Origin of the sequence: Burkholderia sp. Bp8984 (assembly GCF_003853755.1) — a bacterium.
In the GTDB taxonomy this organism is placed as follows: domain Bacteria; phylum Pseudomonadota; class Gammaproteobacteria; order Burkholderiales; family Burkholderiaceae; genus Burkholderia.
The window spans coordinates 68,943-88,522 of record NZ_QTQN01000010.1 but is presented as its reverse complement, the minus strand read 5'-3'; the positions used below and the strand labels follow the sequence as shown (position 1 = coordinate 88,522).

Annotated in this window: 17 protein-coding genes and 1 pseudogene; 8 read left to right on the top strand and 10 right to left on the bottom strand. The window is 66.6% G+C overall.

The genetic code is table 11. The features are described from left to right. Positions 1 to 100 precede the first annotated feature (100 nt). The 3 genes from DID98_RS13005 to DID98_RS12995 all read right to left on the bottom strand — a co-directional run bounded on the left by DID98_RS13005 (position 101) and on the right by DID98_RS12995 (position 3,342). Positions 101 to 1,516, bottom strand: coding sequence for an undecaprenyl-phosphate glucose phosphotransferase (locus tag DID98_RS13005; protein WP_124520881.1), 1,416 nt, complete (start codon positions 1,514 to 1,516; stop codon positions 101 to 103). A gap of 729 nt (positions 1,517 to 2,245) precedes the next feature. Next, on the bottom strand, positions 2,246 to 2,578 hold the full coding sequence (locus DID98_RS13000; protein WP_124487065.1) for a DUF2322 family protein: 333 nt from the start codon (positions 2,576 to 2,578) through the stop codon (positions 2,246 to 2,248). A 53-nt stretch (positions 2,579 to 2,631) separates the two neighbouring features. Continuing rightward, positions 2,632 to 3,342, bottom strand: a complete 711-nt coding sequence (locus tag DID98_RS12995; RefSeq protein ID WP_124520879.1) for a flavin reductase family protein — start codon at positions 3,340 to 3,342, stop codon at positions 2,632 to 2,634. Positions 3,343 to 3,625: 283 nt separating this feature from the next. On the opposite strand from DID98_RS12995, the gene DID98_RS12990 reads away from it, so the two are divergent. Then, positions 3,626 to 3,952, top strand: coding sequence for a thioredoxin family protein (locus DID98_RS12990; protein ID WP_047901862.1), 327 nt, complete (start codon positions 3,626 to 3,628; stop codon positions 3,950 to 3,952). Positions 3,953 to 3,962: 10 nt separating this feature from the next. Next, the gene (locus DID98_RS12985; RefSeq protein WP_124520877.1) at positions 3,963 to 4,382 is read left to right on the top strand and encodes a secondary thiamine-phosphate synthase enzyme YjbQ; all 420 of its coding nucleotides are present in this window, start codon (positions 3,963 to 3,965) and stop codon (positions 4,380 to 4,382) included. A 58-nt stretch (positions 4,383 to 4,440) separates the two neighbouring features. Here DID98_RS12985 and atsR read toward each other — a convergent pair whose 3' ends face one another. The 4 genes from atsR to DID98_RS12965 form a co-directional block, all read right to left on the bottom strand. Continuing rightward, positions 4,441 to 6,252: a hybrid sensor histidine kinase/response regulator AtsR gene (gene atsR, locus DID98_RS12980; protein WP_124570827.1), complete on the bottom strand. Its 1,812-nt coding sequence runs from the start codon at positions 6,250 to 6,252 to the stop codon at positions 4,441 to 4,443. A 9-nt stretch (positions 6,253 to 6,261) separates the two neighbouring features. Further along, complete coding sequence (locus tag DID98_RS12975) at positions 6,262 to 6,762, bottom strand: molybdopterin-dependent oxidoreductase (protein WP_124487060.1); 501 nt, start codon at positions 6,760 to 6,762, stop codon at positions 6,262 to 6,264. Between the two features lie 50 nt (positions 6,763 to 6,812). Then, a complete protein-coding gene (locus DID98_RS12970; protein WP_124487059.1) occupies positions 6,813 to 7,694 on the bottom strand; it encodes a helix-turn-helix domain-containing protein in 882 nt (293 codons plus the stop codon). A 612-nt stretch (positions 7,695 to 8,306) separates the two neighbouring features. Beyond that, on the bottom strand, positions 8,307 to 9,323 hold the full coding sequence (locus DID98_RS12965) for a 1-aminocyclopropane-1-carboxylate deaminase (protein WP_124487058.1): 1,017 nt from the start codon (positions 9,321 to 9,323) through the stop codon (positions 8,307 to 8,309). Between the two features lie 191 nt (positions 9,324 to 9,514). Here DID98_RS12965 and DID98_RS12960 point away from each other — a divergent pair, with 191 nt between their 5' ends. Further along, positions 9,515 to 10,015, top strand: a complete 501-nt coding sequence (locus tag DID98_RS12960; protein ID WP_124487057.1) for an Lrp/AsnC family transcriptional regulator — start codon at positions 9,515 to 9,517, stop codon at positions 10,013 to 10,015. Positions 10,016 to 10,056: 41 nt separating this feature from the next. Here the strand turns inward: DID98_RS12960 and DID98_RS12955 are convergent, their stop codons facing one another. The 3 genes from DID98_RS12955 to mdeB all read right to left on the bottom strand — a co-directional run bounded on the left by DID98_RS12955 (position 10,057) and on the right by mdeB (position 13,545). Further along, positions 10,057 to 10,260 (bottom strand): hypothetical protein, encoded by a 204-nt coding sequence (locus tag DID98_RS12955; protein ID WP_124487056.1) that lies wholly within the window; start codon positions 10,258 to 10,260, stop codon positions 10,057 to 10,059. 28 nt (positions 10,261 to 10,288) lie between these two features. Further along, positions 10,289 to 10,717, bottom strand: a complete 429-nt coding sequence (locus tag DID98_RS12950; protein WP_260428067.1) for a hypothetical protein — start codon at positions 10,715 to 10,717, stop codon at positions 10,289 to 10,291. A 95-nt stretch (positions 10,718 to 10,812) separates the two neighbouring features. Next, positions 10,813 to 13,545, bottom strand: coding sequence for an alpha-ketoglutarate dehydrogenase (gene mdeB / locus DID98_RS12945; protein ID WP_124570826.1), 2,733 nt, complete (start codon positions 13,543 to 13,545; stop codon positions 10,813 to 10,815). A gap of 165 nt (positions 13,546 to 13,710) precedes the next feature. On the opposite strand from mdeB, the gene DID98_RS12940 reads away from it, so the two are divergent. From DID98_RS12940 to DID98_RS12920, 5 genes and pseudogenes are all read left to right on the top strand, one after another. Next, positions 13,711 to 14,238, top strand: a complete 528-nt coding sequence (locus DID98_RS12940; protein ID WP_124487053.1) for an Lrp/AsnC family transcriptional regulator — start codon at positions 13,711 to 13,713, stop codon at positions 14,236 to 14,238. A gap of 257 nt (positions 14,239 to 14,495) precedes the next feature. Next, entirely contained in the window at positions 14,496 to 16,217 is a 1,722-nt protein-coding gene (poxB, locus tag DID98_RS12935; protein ID WP_124529404.1) for a ubiquinone-dependent pyruvate dehydrogenase, read from the top strand. A 344-nt stretch (positions 16,218 to 16,561) separates the two neighbouring features. After that, positions 16,562 to 17,152 (top strand): class I SAM-dependent methyltransferase, encoded by a 591-nt coding sequence (locus DID98_RS12930; RefSeq protein WP_044845405.1) that lies wholly within the window; start codon positions 16,562 to 16,564, stop codon positions 17,150 to 17,152. Between the two features lie 140 nt (positions 17,153 to 17,292). After that, positions 17,293 to 17,412: pseudogene (locus tag DID98_RS36240) on the top strand (glycine betaine/L-proline ABC transporter ATP-binding protein); the annotation flags it as partial. 712 nt (positions 17,413 to 18,124) lie between these two features. Further along, positions 18,125 to 19,369, top strand: a complete 1,245-nt coding sequence (locus DID98_RS12920; protein ID WP_124487052.1) for a hypothetical protein — start codon at positions 18,125 to 18,127, stop codon at positions 19,367 to 19,369. Positions 19,370 to 19,580 lie beyond the last annotated feature (211 nt).

Here is a 19,580-nt window from a genome sequence, read left to right as displayed (position 1 = left end):
GCCGCGCGGGCGCGCGGCTCCGGGCCGCACGTTTGCGGCGGATTCCATAGGCATGGCTTTCTCCAGGGATGGGCGCCGTGCGGCGGCGCCCCGCGCGTGATCAGTACGCGTTGTGATGTGTCCAGCCGGACGTGATCGTCGCGGCGACGATGCGCATGTCGAGTGCGAACGACCAGTTGCGCAGGTAATGAAGATCGGCTTCCACGCGGCGCTGCATCTTCTCGATGCGGTCGGTTTCGCCGCGCAGGCCGTTGATTTGCGCCCAGCCGGTGATGCCGGGCTTGACGCGATAGCGATGGATGTAGCCGTCGACGATCGTGTGATACAGGTCGTCGTGTTCGAGCGCGTGCGGACGCGGGCCGACGACGGACATCTCGCCGCGCAGCACGTTGATGAACTGCGGCATTTCATCGAGGCTCGTGCGGCGCAGGAACGCGCCGATGCGGGTCACGCGTGGATCGTTGGGCGTCGCTTGCCGCACGCCGCCGTCCGCGTCGGCATGCATGTGCATCGTGCGGAACTTGTAGATCGCGAACGCCTTGCCGTTCGCGCCCTTGCGCAACTGGCGGAACAGCACGGGGCCGGGCGAAGACAGCCGGACGGCCAGCGCGATCGCGAGCAGCAGCGGCGCCGTGCCGACCAGCACCGCCGCCGCAAACAACCGATCGAAAATCGCTTTCTGAAGCAGCGCGCGGGGCGACAGCGGAGAGGCGACCAGGTTGATCGCCGGCGCACCCACCAGATCGACCATCGCGCCGTCGAACATCGCGAGCTGGCTGACGTCGGGTACGAGGCGGACGTCGACGAGGTCGTGCCGGAATGTATCGAGCACGCGAACGATGGCGCTGGTTTCAGTGATCGGCAGCGCGATCCAGACTTCCGGAATCGCATGCGCCCGCACGTGCGCGGCGAACGCGTCGAGCGTCGAAAAGGCTTCGATGCCGTTCGCGCCGGGTTGTGCGGAGCGGTCCGGATCGAGCACGGCTGCCGCGCGATAGCGCGCCGACGGCGATTGCGCGATCCGTTCGAGCACGGCGACGCAATGTGCACCGCCGCCGACGATCGCGACTGGCCTGGTGCGTTCGCCCACGTGGACGATCCGTTCGACTGTCGCGCATACGGCGAGCCGAAACGCGACGAGTGCGATGCCGCTTGCCGCCGCCCAGAGCAGGAATCCGCTCGGCGGCACCGGCAACGCGCCGCGCATCGCGAACATGACGATTGCCGATCCGGCGAGCGCGAGCAGCCATGCCGAGACGGTAAGGAATACGATGCGACCGGTCGCGCGATCGCGCGGTATGCGCGCCACGCCGAACGCCGGGAACAGGATCATCGCGAACACTGCCGTGCTCGCGACGATCGCCACGTTGTCGGACGGATCGATGCCGTCGCCGGGAGAAAACCAGGCTGCCGCCGCGGCGCCGAGCGCGATCAGCGTGATGTCGACGATGCGCGTGAGGAACCCATGGATCGCCGACGGAGCGGCGGCGCGTTGCTGTTCGAGTGCCGTATGCATATACCTTCGCTACCGATGTATTCGATGCGGCGTCCGTCGCCTCGCGCAGGACGCAACGAGCCGTACCGCGCCGGGATAAATCCGGGCGGTGCCGTTGCTTCCGTTTCACGGGAGTGGTTGACGAGGGGAAGGGACGCTGCCTGCCTTAGAGGTCGATCGCGTGCATCGCATTGGCCGGATTTTTGATACGGACGGGTCCGTGCCGGGGAGGGCGATGCGTTGGATTCGACTCAACCCATGGCAATTTTGGGTAACCTGGGATGCGATTTAAATGGGACGAGTATTAAATGCGGTCGTCATCAATTGATACACGTACTAATGCGATGCGAGGGAGTTTTCGCGATGCGTGTGTTGCGAACGACCGGGCATCGATCGCACGGGTTGTCGGCGCCGTGTTTGCGCGAGCATGCCGGCATGCTCGATGCATGGACGATATGTGGTGCCGCGATGGGCCTACATGCTTGGCGGGCGGTGGGATGTGTCGCGAGCGCTTCGGCGTCTTCGAATGACGGACGACGTGATTTGCCGTCGAGATGGCCGGTGATTTTCGCGGAGGAGGGTTTGAATCAGGACATCAAATCGTGAAAATGACGGGGGGCGAGGCCGTCATCGATCGCGTTGAATGCGGGCACGGGTATCACGGCAGGTGCGTGCATACGCCTGCGCCCATTGGCGAGATGCATGTGCGTGCCGCGCATCGACGCGCGGCATCATTGCCCCGGCCGTCGCTCAGCCCTTCGCGACGACGTCGATGCGCAGCGCTTCGCCGCCGGCGACGATCGCGAGCAGGCGATCGACGTTCGGGTGTGCGCCGGGGCGGTTGCGCGCATCGGCGGTGTGCTCGGCGAACACGGCCAAGCCATGCTCGGCAGCCTTCGCGTCAAGCGTGCCGAATGCCTGCTTCAGGTAGTGGTACACGGCGAGCGAACCCTGTTTGCCGGGCTGGTTCTCGATGGTGGCGACCACGTCGCCGTTCGCGCCGACGAGATCGATGCGTGCGATGCCGTCGATGGCCGGCAATTGCGCGAGGTTGTCCTTGAATACTGGGGTAGCTTGAATCACTGAAAACACTCCGTCGGTTCGGTCATGGGCCAATGAGGGTGGCCGGCCGTATCTTATCCGATCGGCCGTGGCGTACCGGCCGGCGCGGCCGCGTCGCGCGAGCGCTCGATGTCGGGGCTGCGATACGCGTGCTCGGGAATCTCGGCGAGCCGCGACGCGTGCACCTGATGCGGCGCGAGTCCATAGAACTTCTGGAAGCTCATGATCAGCGGCGACCATTTGTCGGGATCGATGCGGTCCGGATGGCCATCCATCAGCAGGTCGGGATGCACGTGCACGCGCTGGATGCGCAGCTCGAACAGCGTGATCTTGCCGCGCAGGTCGGGTGTTTCGTCTGCGAGGCCGTGCGCGGCCGCGACGACCGATTCCAGGTGAACCGGGCATTCGAGCGCGCGCGGCGGCGACACGGTTTGCGATGCCGCCTCGGTAAGCCCGGCCGTGCCGAACTTGTCGGGTTCGTAAACATAACCCTTGGCCCGCTTTCCGTCGGGCACCGGACAGGTGCCTGTCGTGCGCGCGATCCGGTCGACCGCGTGCGCCTGCGCCGGCGACGGCAGGTTCAGCACGCATTCGCCGGTGCGCAGCAGGTTGCGGGTGGTCTGCGAGCTGGCGGCGATGCCGATCACGCCGCGCCAGCCGAGCCAGAACGCGGACGAGATCGGCGCAAGATTTGCTGTGCCGTCCTCGTTCAGCGTGCTGACCAGCACGACGGGCGTGCCGAAATAGAGGATGTTCGGTTCGGTGACGCGATGCGGAGCGTTCATGGTCGGGGCCTTCGTTTCGTTGGCGGGTCAGTCCGCATGCTGATCCCGTCGCGGCCGCGCGGCGCTCCGATTCTTGTCGTGTCATCCGGAGGGGCGGCGCGACGGAGGAACGGGAATTGCGCGTCATGCGCAGGCGGCGCACGGCAGGCGTCGGCCATTGCGACGGCGGGTTTGCGCGTCCGCGCGCCGGCATCGCGCCGGCTTTTCCGCTACAGTAGGACATCGCCGATCGCACCCGCCGACCCGGCGCGATCACGTTCCAGAATTGCACATGAGGGCACCGATGCACACCCCGCAACGCTATTCCGAAGAAGCGCCCACGCGCGCGGAAGTCGACGCACTCGCCGGCGCGACGGTCATCGAATTCGGCGCGAACTGGTGCGGGATCTGCGCGGGCGCGCAACCCGCGATCGTGGCGTCGTTCGCGGCACACCCCGCCGTGCGCCACCTGAAGATCGAGGACGGCCCGGGCCGCCCGCTCGGCCGTTCGTTCCGCGTGAAGCTGTGGCCGACCCTGGTGTTCCTGCGCGACGGCGTCGAGGTCGCACGCGTCGTGCGCCCCGCCGATGCACAGCAGATCGAAGCCGACGGCTTCGCCGCGCTGGCCTGAAGGCATCGCCATGCAACAGGCCATCACGCACATCGCCGTCGACACGCGCGGCAGCGGCCTCGTCGAATTCACGCCGCAGGTGCGCGCGTTCGTCGACCAGCAGTCGATTCGCACCGGCCTGCTCACCGTGTTCTGCCGCCATACGTCCGCCTCGCTGCTGATCCAGGAGAACGCGGATCCGTCGGTGCAGCGCGATCTCGAACGCTACTTCGCGACGCTCGCGCCCGAGGACGACACGCGTTACGAGCACGACACCGAAGGCGCCGACGACATGCCCGCCCATTTGCGTACGGCACTCACGCAGGTGCAGCTGTCGATCCCGGTCGAGCACGGACGCATGGTGCTCGGCACCTGGCAGGGAATCTATCTGTTCGAGCATCGTCGCGCCCCGCATCGTCGCGATATCGTGCTGCATCTGATCGGCGAGTAGGCGCGGAACCGCGCCACGGGCGGTCAGAGGGTCCGCCCGTCACGCGTCGCGGCCACGCTCAGCCGAGCAGCTTCTCGACGAGCGCGCCAAGTTCGCGCAGGTGAACAGGCTTCGGCAGGAATTCGTCGAACACCCGCTGGTTCTCGCGCAGCGCGGCCGATTCATATGCGCTGACACCGACAATGGACGGAAACTTTCCGTCGTCGTCCGGTTGCGCGACCATCCGGATGCGGTGCGCGACTTCGAAGCCGCTCAGGTCGGGCAACTCGAGATCGAGCACGACGAGGTCGTAATGCGTGTCGCCGAAACGGGCGACGCCTTCCTGGCCGGTGCCGCACAGATCGGCGTCGAGGCCGAGCGCCGACAGCATCGCGCCGAGCGTTTCGCGCGCGTTGTCGTTGTCGTCGACCACGAGCGCGCGGCGGTTGCGGTGCGTGGCGGCGGCCGGCCACGCCGGCGCGTCGCCGGCCGTTTCGCCGGCATCCGGCACCTCGGCAGGCAGCGTCACGACGAACTCGCTGCCCTCGCCGACGACGCTGCGCACGTCCACGTGGCCGCGCAGCGTCGTCACGATCTCGCGCACGACGGCGAGCCCCATCCCGATGCCGTCCACATGCAGGCCGACCGCGTCGTTCGCGCGATAGAACGGCTCGAAGATCTTCGACAGATGCTGCTTTGCGATGCCGGCGCCCGTGTCCCGCACGACGAGTTTCAGTTGCCGGCCGGCCGGTGCGTCGACGAGCATGACCGATACGTCGATCGATCCGTCGACGGTGTATTTCACCGAATTCTCGATCAGGTTCGACAACACCTGACGCAACAGCTTGCGATCGGAGCGGATCGCGAGGTCGCGAGGCTCGACGCGCTGTGCGACGGCGATCCGCTTGGCCGCGATCTTCTCGCGCAGCGGATCGAGCACCTCGGCGAGCAGCGACGCCATGTCGACGGTTTCGGTTTCGGCGAGGCGCTTGGTCGAGCGCAGCTTGATGTAGTCGGTCAGGTCCTTGACCAGCGCTTCGAGCGACGACGCGGAATTTTGCAGCCGCCGGATCGTCTTCAGGTTCGCGTCGGATTGCGGCCGCGCGAGCAGGATCTCGATCGATCCGCAGATCGCCTGCAGCGGGGTGCGCAGTTCATGGCTGACCATCCCGAGGAACGCGTTCTTCGCCTCGATCATCTCGAACGCGCGATCGGATGCCTTGCGCTCCGCATCGAGCGCCGCGTCCTGTCGTTCGAGCAGGTCGTCGCGCGTGCGCATCGTATAGAACAGCAGCAGGAACAGCGCGCACAGGATCACGCCGAGGATGATGCCGAGCGACAGGATCGCCCGCTGCTTTTCCTTCAGCTGATGGAACGTGAAGTCGCGCTGCGCCATCTCGATCGCGCGGAAGTAGTTCGCGAGGCCGTTGACCTTCGGCCAGTACGCGTTGACGTCGTCGATCACGTGTGGCGCATCGTTCCGCGCATCGCGCAGCAGCGGCACGTCGTGCTTCAGGCGCGCCATGAATGCGCCGAGCACCGCGATTTCGGCACGCGCGCGCGGGATGCGCAGCCAGTATTCGGACACTTCGGACGGCCGCTGCAGGAACCCGAACGACACCGACAGGCTGTCGAGCTGCATCTGAACGTGGTCGAAGTCGTCGTCCACGTGCGTCGAGTAGAGGATCAGTTGCCGGTCGAAGCGCGCATACGCGTTCCGGTATTGCGCGGCGGTCCAGAACACGCCTTCGCGCGGCCCCTCGAGCACACCCTCGTTGACCGACGTCGCGAGCAGGTCCCACAGCAGGAATGCCCACGCGGCGAATCCCAGGATCCACAGCGATCCCAGGACCAGGATGATTTTTCTGTTCTTCCACCGCCCGCGCATCATGCCGCGCGCTTACTTCACGGTCAGGCCGATGATCTGCCACGCGAACTTGGCTTCGCCGAGCGGCGTCTTCAGCTCGTCGGGGTACTGGTCGCGCGGATACATGATCCACAGCGGGCCGTAGTTGTCGTTGCCGAGCACCTTGCCGTTCATCGTGCGCGCGAGGATCACGCCGTACTTGTCGGCATCGGACACGGGGATCGTGAACGTGTATTCGTCGATGCAGCGGAACTCGATCTGCGTGCCGTGCGCGTCGACGGTCTTCAGCACGTCGGACAGGCGCGGGCCGGTGAAGGTCGCCTTCGGCGTCCAGCTCGTCGACGTGACGATCGTGTGCTGCGGCAGCGCCATCAGCGCCTGCTCGGTAAAGACGAACACCGTCTTGCCGGGCTGGTTGCTGCGGCCGATCTTGCCGTCGACGGTGAACGTGAACGACGCGGCCCAGCTCGCGGCGGCGATGCCGAGCAGGCCGGCGGTGAGCAGGCTCTTGATCCAGATGGTCGAAATTCGCATGTCGGTCCCTTCGTTCGTGTGCGCGTGGTGATGGGTTTTCGGGGGGGCTCTCAATTCGCGGCGGCGACCGCGGCCGGCGCCGGCTGCGTGAGCTTCAGTTCGCGGGCGACTTCGGCGAACAGGATCGGCAGGCGCACCGGCTTCTCCTCGCAGCGCGCGTTGTAGTGCGACACGATGTGCGCGATTTCGTCCTCGCTCGCCTCGCCGGTGGAGATCTTGCCGGTCAGCAGGAAGATCGGCGCGCCGCCGTTTTCGCTCGACCGGATGCCGCGCACGAGCTCGGCCGCGGTCTCGTCGCCGAGCATCCAGTCGAGGATGTAGGCGTCGAAATCCTCGAGCTCCAGCGCCTTGCGGAACGACGCGCCGTCGTAGTACGGAATCGCGTTCACGCCTTTTTCGAGGAAGTATTCGCATACGGTTTCGGCGACGTCCTGCGAATCGTCGACCACCGCGATCCGCGCCGCGTAGACGGTCGGCTGGCTCGAGCGCAGTTCGATCACGTCGACCGGATAGAGGCGGCCTTCGCGCGCGTGCTGGCGTTCGGTGACGATCCATTCTCCCTGCCACTGCAGCGCGACGAAATCCGTGTCGATCTGGCTGCTGGCCTTCGCCGAGATCGCCGCACGGCAGCGAAAGCGGCGCGACTCGATCACGAGCGTCGCATCGATCATCTCGGCGGCGGCCGGTTGCGTGCCCTTGTCGTCGAGCAGGATCGCGGGCGGCACGCCGAAGTGCGTCGCGATGTCCTGCAACTGCGACAGGTTCCACGGGATCAGGCCTTTCATCTTGCGCGTGACGACCGAGAAACTGAGGCCGAGCACGTTCGCGATCGTGGTGTTGTGACTGCGCGGCGGAATGCCGTTGCGCGTCAGCAGATCGTGCACCTTGGTGGCGGTGATGAGATCGACGTTGGCCTGCTCGCTATTGGGCATCTCGATGGGGTCTCCTGGGTTTGAGCGACGAAGAGCATATTCAAAAGTGACGCAATACGCAAACTTTGAAAATGCGAATCACCTTGACATGCCATTTTTCTCCATTATTATTGCTCACCGCGTCACTATTGTTTGTCGCGTCAGGTTTGGGGGCCGGTGTCGACACATTCGGCCCGGCGAAACGCGGCAGCCAGCGCGTGACTGAACGATTCGAAGAGAGCCACAGAGAGCCTGAGAGAGCCTTGGACTGCGTGTCGGCGTGGGTGAATTGTATTCGCCTCGCCGCGCGCAAGCCGGGTACGCGCCCGCGCGGGCGGGATAGCGCGAAGCAGTGCGGCGCAAATAAAACATGAGGAAAGTGGAAACGGTTCGCCGTTTGCCGGCGCCGCGGCTGCTGCTGTCGGCCGCTGCGCGCAGGGGCTGTCCGTCATTGGCAGCACGATGTCGTGGATCCACGTGAAGGACCAGACGCAGTCGTCGACCTTCACGTACCGGTCGGTCGCGATTCCGCTCGGATCGAGGCGGCTTTCCAGTGGGAATCGACAGGAGGCGGCCCACCCGCGAGGCAGTGCCGACCTCACGCAGGCCTCGCCGGTCTGCTGCGTCGCCAGATCAGCCTTCCCGAAAAATCCCGCTATACGCGCTCAATGCCGGTACCCCGCCAAGGTGCGCATACAGCACCTTCGACCCTGGCTCGAATTCCCCGCGCCGCACCTTGTCGATCATTCCGTGCATCGATTTCCCTTCATAGACGGGATCGGTCAGCACGCCTTCCAGTCGCGCACACAGACGAATCGCGTCCAGCGTGCCATCGTTCGGCAGTCCGTATTCCGGCCCGGCATAGCGCGTGTCGAGCACGACGTCCTTCTCTTCGATATCGCGCCCCAGGCCGACCAGTTCGGCCGTATGCCGCGCGATGCGCGTGATCTGTTCGCGCGTCTGCTCCGGCTTCGCCGACGCATCGATGCCGATCACGCGATCCGCGCGCCCGTCGGCCGCGAAGCCGACGACCATCCCCGCCTGCGTGCTGCCCGTGACCGAGCAGACCACGATGTAATCGAACTTGAAGCCAAGCTGTGCTTCCTGCTCGCGCACTTCTTCCGCGAAGCCGACGAACCCGAGTCCGCCGAGCGGATGCTCGGAACACCCGGCCGGAATCGGATACGGCTTGCCGCCCGCCTGCCGCACGCTCTCCATCGCTTCTTCCCAGCTGCGGCGAATGCCGATGTCGAAACCGTCGGCGACGAGCCGCACATCGGCGCCCATCATTCGTGACAGCTGGATGTTTCCGACGCGGTCGTACACCGGATCCTCGTAGTTGACCCAATGTTCCTGCACGAGCACGCACTTCATCCCGAGATGCGCGGCGACGGCCGCGACCTGGCGTGTCTGGTTCGACTGCACGCCGCCGATCGACACGAGCGTGTCGGCGCCTTGCGCAAGCGCGTCGGGGATCAGGTATTCGAGCTTGCGCGTCTTGTTGCCGCCGAACGCGAGGCCGCTGTTGCAGTCCTCGCGCTTCGCGTACAGCTCGACCTTGCCGCCGAGATGCGCGCTCAGGCGCTTGAGCGGCTGGATCGGCGTCGGGCCGAACGTGAGCGGATAACGGGGGAAACGTTGCAGGTTCATCGACAGTCTCCGAAAGACGGTGGGCAGGAAATCGGATCGGTCGCGTGCGGCCGGTGCGCCGTGTCCCGATGCAAAGATGATAGGCAGGACGCCGGGAAATGAGCTTGCGAAATAAATGATGAACGCCTACGTTATCGATGTAGAAAAGCAGAGGCATATAATTTTGGTTCGCAGAATCGATCGGAGACGCAATGAAATTAGATCGCAGCAGCGCCGCCCCCGCCGATGCCGCGCCGGCGCTCGATCGCATCGACCGCGCGATCCTGCGGCAGCTGCAGCAGGACGCGTCGATCTCGAACGTGAGCCTCGCCGCGAAGGTGAAGCTGAGCGCGCCGGCATGCCTGCGGCGCGTCGAGAGGCTGAAGGAGATGGGGTTGATCCGCGGCATCGTCGCGTTGCTCGATCCGAAGCCGCTCGGTGCCGGGATGCTGGTCGTGATCGGCTTCGTGCTCGATCGTTCGACGCCGGAGGCGTTCGCCGAATTCGAGAAGGCCGCGCAGAAGGTGTCAGGGTGCGTCGAGTGCCACGTGGTGACCGGCGAATTCGACTACTTCATGCTGGTCCGCACGCGCGACAACGAGAGCTTCAATCGCTTGCACGCCGAACAGCTGCTGTACCTGCCCGGCGTCCGGCAGGTGCGCTCGTTCATGGTGCTCAAGGAGATTTTGTCGACGCATGCGCTGCCGGTTTAGTGCAGCGGGATGTGGATGGCGTACTCACTTCGCTTCGACTCCTATCGCTTGCGCTGTCTGGGGTCGATGCCGTTTTGCTCGAGTAGCTTTCGCAGTCGTGCGTTATCGCCCCACAACGTTGCGAACGCGATCACTATCATCAGGGTGGGAAACCATTCGCCGGTCGCGGCGATGATGGTCCATCCTACGGCGGTGCAAATCAGCGCCGTGACGATGAGGAGCAAATGATCCACAATCCACTTCATCGTGTACTCCGGATTGCAGTGTTTGCCTTCAACCCGAGATAGCTATGCGGCCGGGCGCGAGAACTTCAGGATGCCGCAGGATTTGCGCCATGATCAATGGATGAACCGCAAGGCGATGGCGCGCGCCCCATTGCGCAACCGCCAAGGACAGGTCGGTTCCCCGTTTGCCGATGCCGCATGCCGATGCAGCATCTGTCGCGACCATCAGGCTACCAATGACCGCGCCCAGATAGACGCTGGCGAGGATCGCCCCAACGACGGTTGCTACTTCGAGTTTCGTGGTCGCGCCAAACCAAACAATTCCGCGACCGTCGCATCCGGACCTAGTGTCTTGAGCGCGCCCATCATCGTGCTGACACTCGCCACCGCGGTTTGCAGGGTCGCAAACAGCGTTGTGGGAACGGGCATATGCAGCGCGGTCATGTTTGCTTGAAACGCTTCGGAAAAGCTCGAACATCTCGGTGTTGGCACGGGCAATTCTCCTGACGAATGGACTTATTCTACCTATTCGTCTTCGCCCGCCATCTCGAAAATGGGCGCTACATGGCGCGCTCAGCGTTGCCACGGCGCCGCGCCCGGCTGCTGCCGCACCGTCTTGCCGAGCCGTTCGCGCGCAGTATCCAGCGCCGCCGCATCGAGTTCCCCGTCATCAGCCAGCGCCTTCAGCGCGGCGAGCACGATGCTCGCGCGATCGACTTCGAAGAACGCGCGCAGCGCGTCGCGCGTGTCGCTGCGGCCGAACCCGTCGGTGCCGAGCGTCACGTAGCGGCGCGGCACGTACGCGCGGATCAGTTCGGGCACCGCACGCACGTAATCGGTCGCGGCGATTACCGGGCCATGCGTTCCTTCTAGCATCCGCGTGACATACGACGATGCCGATCCGTCGCCGAGCCGCGACAGCCGTTCGGCTTCCATCCCGTCGCGCTGCAATTCGCTGAAACTCGTGACGCTCCACACGGCTGCATCGATATTCCAGTCGTCCTTCAGCATCCGCTGCGCGGCGAGCACTTCGCCGAGAATCGCGCCCGCGCCGAACAACTGCACGCGCGCCGTCGCGTTCACTGCGGACGGCAGCCGATGCATGCCCTTCAGGATGCCTTCGCGTCGTGCGGCCGGATCGTCGTCGGGCATCGACGGCTGCGCATAGTTCTCGTTCATGACGGTCACGTAATAGAACACGTCACGCTGCTGTTCGACCATCTCGCGCATGCCGGCATCGATGATCGTCGCGACTTCGTACGCGAACGCCGGGTCGTAAGCGCGGCAGTTCGGAATCGTCGACGCCGTGAGATGGCTGCTGCCGTCCTGATGCTGCAACCCTTCGCCGCCGAGCGTCGTGCGCCCGGACGTCGCGCCGACGAGGAAGCCGCGCGAGCGCTGGTCGGCGGCGGCCCAGATCAGGTCGCCGATCCGCTGGAAACCGAACATCGAGTAGTAGATGTAGAACGGCAGCATCGGCAGGTCGTGCACACTGTACGCGGTCGCGGCGGCGATCCACGACGACACCGCGCCGGCTTCCGAAATCCCTTCCTCGAGGATCTGGCCGCGCGTGTCCTCGCGGTAGCAGAGCATCGAGCCGAGATCCTCCGGTTCGTAGCGCTGTCCGAGCGGCGAGTAGATGCCGACCTGCCGGAACAGGCTCGCCATGCCGAACGTGCGCGCCTCGTCGGCCACGATCGGCACCACGCGCGGACCGATGTCGCGATCCTTGATCAACGCGGCGAGCATGCGCACGAGCGCCATCGTCGTCGACATCTCGCGGCCGGCCGCCTCCAGCGCGAACGCACCCCAGGCCGGCATCGAAGGGACGGTCAGCCCCTTCGATGCCGCCATCCGCCTTCTGGGCAGATAGCCTCCCAGGGCAGCCCGGCGGGCATGCAGGTAACGCATTTCCGGGCTGTCTTCCGCTGGTTTGTAAAACTTCAACTGCTCGACGTCGTGGTCCGACAGCGGCAACCGGAAACGGTCGCGGAACGCCTTCAGGTCGTCGACGTCGAGCTTCTTCTGCTGGTGAGTGGTCATCCGCCCCTGGCCGGCCGTGCCCATTCCATAACCCTTCATCGTCTTCGCGAGGATCACGGTCGGCTGGCCGCGATGGGCGAGCGCGCGCGCATACGCGGCGTGCAGCTTGCGCGCATCGTGGCCGCCGCGGCGCAGGCGGTCGATTTCCGCGTCGGTGAGCTGCGCGGCCAGCGCTTCGAGCGCGGGGTCGCCGCTGAAGAAGCGCGCGCGGTTGTACGCGCCGTCGTTCGCGGAGAAGGTCTGGAACTGGCCGTCGACGGTGTCGGCGAACGCGCGCGCGAGGGCGCCCGCGTGATCGCGCGCGAACAGCGGATCCCAGTCGGAGCCCCACAGCACCTTGATCGTGTTCCAGCCGGCGCCGGCGAACAGCGCTTCGAGCTCGTCGATCACGCGGCCGTTGCCGCGCACCGGGCCGTCGAGCCGCTGCAGGTTGCAGTTGATCACGAACACGAGGTTGTCGAGCCCTTCGCGCGCGGCGAGCGACAGCGCGCCGAGCGATTCGGGCTCGTCCATCTCGCCGTCGCCGAAGAAGCCCCACACGGTGCGGCCGGCGGTGTTCGCGAGCGCGCGATGCTGCAGGTAGCGCATGAAGCGCGCCTGGTAGATCGCGTTGATCGGGCCGATGCCCATCGAGCCGGTCGGGAACTGCCAGAAATCCGGCATCAGCCACGGATGCGGATACGAACACAGCCCGGGCCCGGCGATTTCACGGCGGTAGTGCTTCAGGTGATCTTCGGTGAGGAAGCCTTCGAGATAGGCGCGCGCATACACGCCCGGCGACGAATGCGGCTGGAAGTACACGAGGTCGCCGTTCGGGCCGCTTTCATCGCCTGCGTCGGCCGGCGCCGCTCGGAAGAAATGGTTGAAGCCGACTTCGAACAGGTCCGACGCCGACGCGTAGCTCGCGATGTGGCCGCCGAGTTCGCCGTATGCGCGGTTCGCGCGCACGACCATCGCGAGCGCGTTCCAGCGCAGCGCGGCGGACAGCCGTTCCTCGAGCTCGGCGTCGCCCGGATACGGCGGCTGCTCGTGCGCGGCGATCGTGTTCAGGTACGGCGTGACGGGGCCGCGCGGCGCCGCGAGCCCGCGGGTGTGCGCATGCGCGGCGAGCCGGCCGAGCAGGTACTGCGCGCGTTCCTTGCCGACGTGCGCGACGACGGCGTCGAGCGCTTCCAGCCATTCGGCGGTTTCTTCCGGGTCGGCGTCGGCGTGAGCCGCGCCCGCGCGCCGTGTGGCGTCGATTCCGTTCGACAGGTCCGTCATCGCAGGTCTCCCCGCGCGCCGGTTCGGAGCGGCGCGCAATCAGTGGCAATCGGTCGGATCATGCTACCCGCCGATCCGCAAAATATGCGTCTGATTTCATTGGGATTTCGCTCACGGATAGTGTAAATATTCCGGTTGTGGCCACTCTTCCGGAATATTTCGACCATGAGCGCAAACCCGCGTCGGCTCGACCGCATCGACATCGGCATCCTGAACCAGCTGCAGCAGAACGCGCGCATCACGAACGCGGAACTCGCGCGCGCGGTGAACCTGTCCGCCACGCCGTGCTTCAACCGCGTGCGCGCGCTGGAGAAGCTCGGGTTGTTCCGCCAGCAGGTCACGCTGCTCGATCCCGAGCCGCTCGGGCTGCGGATCAACGTGTTCATCCAGGTCAGTCTCGAGAAGCAGGTCGAGGATGCGCTGCAGCGTTTCGAGGAGGCGATCTCGCAGCGGCCCGAGGTGATGGAGTGTTACCTGATGTCGGGCGACGCCGACTATCTGCTGCGCGTCGTGATGCCCGACATGCGCACGCTCGAGCGCTTCATCATCGAGCGGCTGACGACGATTCCCGGCGTGTCGAACATCCGGTCGAGCTTCGCGCTGAAGCAGGTGCGCTACAAGACCGCGCTGCCGCTGCCGGCGGCCGGGCTGACGCTCGTCGATCCCGACGAGTCGGCGTCCGACTGGGGCTGAGCGCGGGGCGCCGGTGCCCCGTCCGGTTTCAGGCTTCATACGAAACGGCGACAACGCGCCGACGATTGCCCGACGCCGTCGAAAGGGGCGGACTGCCGCAGATCCGGTCGCTGCGCGTCGCTGCGCCTTGCCGCGCGGGGCGCCCGCGTCTTCACGACGCCGCGCGACACGATCGCGTATGCTCGTTCGGTCAGCGGCGAAGGCGGCTGCCGGAGCCGATTCAATCGTGTGACGACCGATCAACGAGCGAGGGCATGATGGCTAGACAGACGATGGCGGAATACCTGGCGAAGACGCTGGCGGCAGCGGGCGTCGAGCGCATCTGGGGCGTGACGGGAGACAGCCTGAACGGCCTGTCGTTCAGCCTGGGCCAGATCGGCTCGATCCGCTGGATGCATACGCGGCACGAGGAAAGCGCGGCGTTCGCCGCGGGCGCGGATGCGGCGTCGACCGGACGGCTCGCGGTGTGCGCGGGCAGCTGCGGCCCCGGCAACCTGCACCTGATCAACGGGCTGTACGACTGCCACCGCAATCACCAGCCGGTGCTCGCGATCGCCGCGCACATTCCGTCGACCGAGATCGGCCTCGGCTACTTCCAGGAAACCCATCCGCAGGACCTGTTCCGCGAATGCAGCCATTTCGCGGAACTCGTGACGAACGCGTCGCAGTTCCCGCGCGTGCTCGCGCGCGCGATGCGCACCGCGATCGAGGAGCGCGGCGTCGCGGTGATCGTGCTGCCGGGCGACATCGCGCTCGGCGACGGCCCGGAAGAAGCGCCCGCGTGGAGCGACTCGGCGCCGCCGTCGATCCTGCCGGCGGACGCCGATCTCGACCGGCTCGCGGCGCTGCTCAATGGGTCGGACGCGGTCACGCTGCTGTGCGGCAGCGGCACGCAGGGCGCGCACGACGAAGTGGTCGCGCTGGCCGACACGCTCGGCGCGCCGGTCGTGCATGCGCTGCGCGGCAAGCCGTTCGTCGAATGGGACAACCCGTTCGACGTCGGGATGACCGGGCTGATCGGCTTCAGCTCCGGCTATCACGCGATGGAATCGTGCGACACGCTGCTGATGCTCGGCACGGACTTCCCGTACCGGCCGTTCTATCCGACGAATGCGAAGGTCGCGCAGATCGACTGGAAGGGCTCGCAGCTCGGCCATCGCGCGCCGCTCGCGCTCGGGCTCGTCGGCACCGTGAAGGAAACGATCGCCGCGCTGCTGCCGCGCCTCACGCGCAAGACGCAGCGGCGCTTCCTCGAGAACGCGCTGAAGCACTACGCGGCCGCGCGCAAGGGCCTCGACGATCTCGCGGTGGCCGAGCCGCCGGGCCGCGCGATCCATCCGCAATACCTGACGAAGATCGTCGACGAAGTCGCGGCCGACGACGCAATCTTCACGGCCGACGTCGGCACGCCGACGCTTTGGGCCGCGCGCTACCTGACGATGAACGGCAAGCGCCAGCTGCACGGTTCGTTCAATCACGGCTCGATGGCGAACGCGATGCCGCAGGCGCTCGGCGCGCAGGGCGCGCACCCTGGGCGGCAGGTCGTGTCGCTGTCGGGCGACGGCGGGCTGTCGATGCTGCTCGGCGATCTTCTGACCGCGCGCCAGCTCGACCTGCCGATCAAGATCGTCGTCTACAACAACAGCCTGCTCGGCTTCGTGTCGATGGAGCTGAAGGCGGCCGGCTATCTCGACACGAACGTCGACCTGAGCCCGACCGACTTCGCGGCGATCGCGAAGGGCGCGGGGATCTTCAGCGTGCGCGTCGAGCATTCGGAGAACGTCGAGCACGCGCTGCGCACCGCATTCGCGCACGACGGGCCGGCGGTCGTCGACGTCGTGACGTCGAAGTACGAACTGGCGATGCCGCCGAAGATCGAGTTCGCGCATGCGAAGGGCTTCAGCCTGTTCATGCTGCGCGCGATCCTCAGCGGGCGCGGCGACGAGATCGTCGAGCTGGCGCGGACCAATCTGCGGTGAGGCGGCGGGGCGGCGCGAACCGTCGAGCGGCGAACCGTCGGCGATCGAGACGGCCCTGCGGCAGGTCACGATCGTCGGCGCACGGTATCCCGCGCAGCTTCGGCGGCGCGTCGACCGCCGAGCGGGAAGCCGTCGATTGCACGGCCGGCAATGGTGGCGCAATCAGGGACAATCTTCACGTCGCCTTAAGTTTGCATTTCCTAGAATCGATGGAGCGCCGCGCGTGCGTGGCGGACCGATTTGTTCAGGAGGATGCACGTGAATGAGCCCCGTGGCGTCGTAGCCCTGTTACAGGCAGTCATTGGCACGCCGAAGCTGATGGCGCAACCGCGCAAGGTTGGCCGATGATCTGGCCGAATGCGTTGCGTGTCTCGGCACTGTTCGTGCGAGAGTGGGTCGGCCGCCCGGCCGCGGTGGGCGCGTTGTGCCCGAGTTCGCGGCATCTGGCGCGCGAGATGGCCGATGCGGTGCCGGACGGCGACGGGCTCGTCGTCGAGCTCGGCGGCGGCACCGGTGCGATCACCGCCGCGTTGCTCGAACGCGGCGTCGCGCCGGGGCGCCTCGTCGTGGTCGAGCGGGCGCCGGCGTTCGTGCAGCACCTGCGGCGGCGCTTTCCCGGGATTTCGATCGTATCGGGCGACGCGCGGCAGCTCGAGCGGCTGCTGCCGCCCGATGCGCGTGTCGACGCGATCGTGTCCTGCCTGCCGCTGCGCACGTTGCCGCGCGAGGACGTGACGGCGATCGTCGGGCAGTGCGAGCGTGTGCTGTCGGTCGACGGCGTGATGATCCAGTTCACCTACGACCTGCGCGTGCCCGAGCGTCACCCGCTGCGCGATCCGGCATTCGTTGCCGATGCCAGCCGGATCGTGTGGGCAAATATTCCGCCCGCGCGCATCGTCACGATGCGCAGGGCCGCCATCGGACAGGTGGCGTGATGCCCGCATCCTGACACGCTTCCTTTCATCGACCCTGCGGAGGCCGTCGGTCACGGCTCATGTTGCGGCGTCCGGCACGCGCGCCGGAGGCCGCGATGCGACCCGCCTGATGAAGCGGTCGAGCGGCGTCGCGTAGCCGCTTCATCACGCACGATCTCGACGACGCATCGCGGATCGGCGACCGGATCGCGATCCTGCGCGACGGCACGCCGGACGACATCCTGTCGCGTCCGGCGGACGATGATGTGCGGCGGTTCGTCGAGAAGCAGAGGAATGCGAACCGATCTGGCGGGAGCGGGCCAGCGAAGCACGGGGGCGTTTCGCCTGCGTTTTGAGCGGCAGCCTGCCGGTACCCGCACGCGGTTGCACCGCAGGCAGCCCGTGGGTCACGTGCGGCGCACCTCGGGGGGATTTGCGTCGCCATTCCACGGCGCTTGCCGTCAGGAATCCTCGTTCCGGCCGATAACCGGACTCGCGCGCGCCCGTGCTCGTCGCGGACAGGATCCGAGGAAAAAGCGCCGAATCATAGTCGAAACATTTCTAAATGGCACTCCATGCGGGATTTTGATGCCTCATCGGAATGAATTCGGCGGGCGTCCTTGCCGGGCCTGCGTTTGCGATTGGGATTGAATATCCGGTGCTACGGGCATACCCGTATGGGCCGGCCGCGGCCGTTCAAAAGTGAAACATTCCGCGCTTGCAGGGACCTTCTTCGGAAGATCGGACAAGCGTTTGAATACAGAGAGAAATCCATCCGCGGGTCGAGGGTGTCCCGGCCCCGTGCCGATCGACACGTTTCAGACCTGAAACATAAATCGCATGCCGGAATCGGGCGAGGCGGGTTATGTCGCGCAAAGCATCCAACCGGCTCCCTGTCGTCAGGCAGCTGGCGGGATTGGCATCGCCGATGCGTGTTGTCCTCCGGATTGGTGCAGTTGGCCAAGCCGTTCCTCGTTACTTCAGGAGGATTTCATGCGCAAAACTCTATTGGCGTCTGCTGCGCTTCTCGCCTTGGGATGCAGCGGCTACGCAATGGCGAATCCATGCAGCAGCGATACCAGTTCGACATGCAGTCAGAAAGCCGATGACGGATCGAACACTCTCAGCAACGCAGTCAGCTCAACCCAGACCAGCTCCACCGGGTCCAATGCGAATGAAGTTTCGCCTGGCGCGAGTGTCTACCAGGATTCGTACAACAGCACCAAGATCGTCGCGATCAGCAAACTCGACGGGTACGTGAGCAATGTCCAGGTCTGGGGCATCGGCAACAACGCGACCAACTCGGGCAGCGCGGCCGGCGGAAGCGGCGGCAAGGGCGGCAACGGGTATGGCTACGGCGGCATCGGAGGTAATGGCGGAAGCGGCGGTGCAGGCGGCGCCGGCGGCAAAGGCGGCAGCGCGCATAACGGCAGCGCCACGGCGGGTAACGCCAGCAATGGCAGCGCGACGGCCGGCACCGGCAACGGCGGCGGCGGCGGAGCCGGCGGCTCGCCTGACGCCAGCGGCGGGGGCGGCGGCAATGCCACTGCGAGCGGCGGCTCCGGCTCCGGCACGGGCGGCGGCGCGATCGCGGCCTCGGTCGGCGTAGGCGGTTCCGGCAAGGGCAGCGGCACAGGCTGGGGCGGCGGCACCGGCACAGCCAATCCCGGCTCCGCGTGGGCCAGGAATCATGGCAGCGGAAGCGCGTCGGCATCGGCCGGCAGCGGCACCGGCACCGGCACGGGTACCGGCACCGGCTCGGGCAGTGGCTCAGGCGGCGCAGGGTCGGCGGGTACGTCGACCGCTTCGGGCGGATCGGGCGCGGGCATCGGCGGCGCGGGTGCGGCCGCGGGCGGCACCGGCGGCGCGGCGGCGGCCACGGCGGGCAACGGCGGTGCCGGCGGCGCGGGCACGGGCGGCGGCGCGACGAACGGCGGCGCGACGACGACGGCCAGCAACGGCGGCGCAACCGCGGGTAGCGGCGCAGTGGGCGCGATGGGCGGCGCGGGCGGCGCAGGCGGCACGGGCAACGGCGGTGTCGGTAACGGCGCGGTCGGCGGCGCGGGTGGCGCAGGCGGAGCCAATGCGGTCAACGCGGGGACGTTCAACATGTCCAACGCGATGGCGAGCGTCGGCCAGACCGCCGCGGGCATCATGGTCGCCAACCAGAACAGCGGCATGGCGTCGTTGGTTCAGCAGGCTGTGACCGTGCAGGCGAACCTGTCCGTAGGACGTTAGCCGGCCGGCCGGTCCTGGCGAGCCGGATGCATTGACGCGGGCGCAGGCGAGCCCGCGACTTGCGTTCCATCGCCGATGGACAGGACCGCCGGCGAGGGCGGGATGGCCGAACGGCCGTCTCGCTCTCGCTGGCGCAGGCCGGGCTGATTTCCGTCGATCGACGGTCATGCGGATTCCGCTCCCTGTGCGCCGGTTTCGGGCCGGCTCGCGC

Excerpts from the sequence above, each read along its gene's own strand:
- DID98_RS13005 (WP_124520881.1), bottom strand. The coding sequence starts at position 1,516 with ATGCATACGGCACTCGAACAGCAACGCGCCGCCGCTCCGTCGGCGATC.
- DID98_RS12995 (WP_124520879.1), bottom strand. The coding sequence starts at position 3,342 with ATGAACGCTCCGCATCGCGTCACCGAACCGAACATCCTCTATTTCGGC.
- DID98_RS12990 (WP_047901862.1), top strand. The coding sequence starts at position 3,626 with ATGCACACCCCGCAACGCTATTCCGAAGAAGCGCCCACGCGCGCGGAA.
- DID98_RS12985 (WP_124520877.1), top strand. The coding sequence starts at position 3,963 with ATGCAACAGGCCATCACGCACATCGCCGTCGACACGCGCGGCAGCGGC.
- atsR (WP_124570827.1), bottom strand. The coding sequence starts at position 6,252 with ATGATGCGCGGGCGGTGGAAGAACAGAAAAATCATCCTGGTCCTGGGA.
- DID98_RS12975 (WP_124487060.1), bottom strand. The coding sequence starts at position 6,762 with ATGCGAATTTCGACCATCTGGATCAAGAGCCTGCTCACCGCCGGCCTG.
- DID98_RS12970 (WP_124487059.1), bottom strand. The coding sequence starts at position 7,694 with ATGCCCAATAGCGAGCAGGCCAACGTCGATCTCATCACCGCCACCAAG.
- DID98_RS12965 (WP_124487058.1), bottom strand. The coding sequence starts at position 9,323 with ATGAACCTGCAACGTTTCCCCCGTTATCCGCTCACGTTCGGCCCGACG.
- DID98_RS12960 (WP_124487057.1), top strand. The coding sequence starts at position 9,515 with ATGAAATTAGATCGCAGCAGCGCCGCCCCCGCCGATGCCGCGCCGGCG.
- DID98_RS12955 (WP_124487056.1), bottom strand. The coding sequence starts at position 10,260 with ATGAAGTGGATTGTGGATCATTTGCTCCTCATCGTCACGGCGCTGATT.
- DID98_RS12950 (WP_260428067.1), bottom strand. The coding sequence starts at position 10,717 with ATGTTCGAGCTTTTCCGAAGCGTTTCAAGCAAACATGACCGCGCTGCA.
- mdeB (WP_124570826.1), bottom strand. The coding sequence starts at position 13,545 with ATGACGGACCTGTCGAACGGAATCGACGCCACACGGCGCGCGGGCGCG.
- DID98_RS12940 (WP_124487053.1), top strand. The coding sequence starts at position 13,711 with ATGAGCGCAAACCCGCGTCGGCTCGACCGCATCGACATCGGCATCCTG.
- poxB (WP_124529404.1), top strand. The coding sequence starts at position 14,496 with ATGGCTAGACAGACGATGGCGGAATACCTGGCGAAGACGCTGGCGGCA.
- DID98_RS12930 (WP_044845405.1), top strand. The coding sequence starts at position 16,562 with ATGATCTGGCCGAATGCGTTGCGTGTCTCGGCACTGTTCGTGCGAGAG.
- DID98_RS12920 (WP_124487052.1), top strand. The coding sequence starts at position 18,125 with ATGCGCAAAACTCTATTGGCGTCTGCTGCGCTTCTCGCCTTGGGATGC.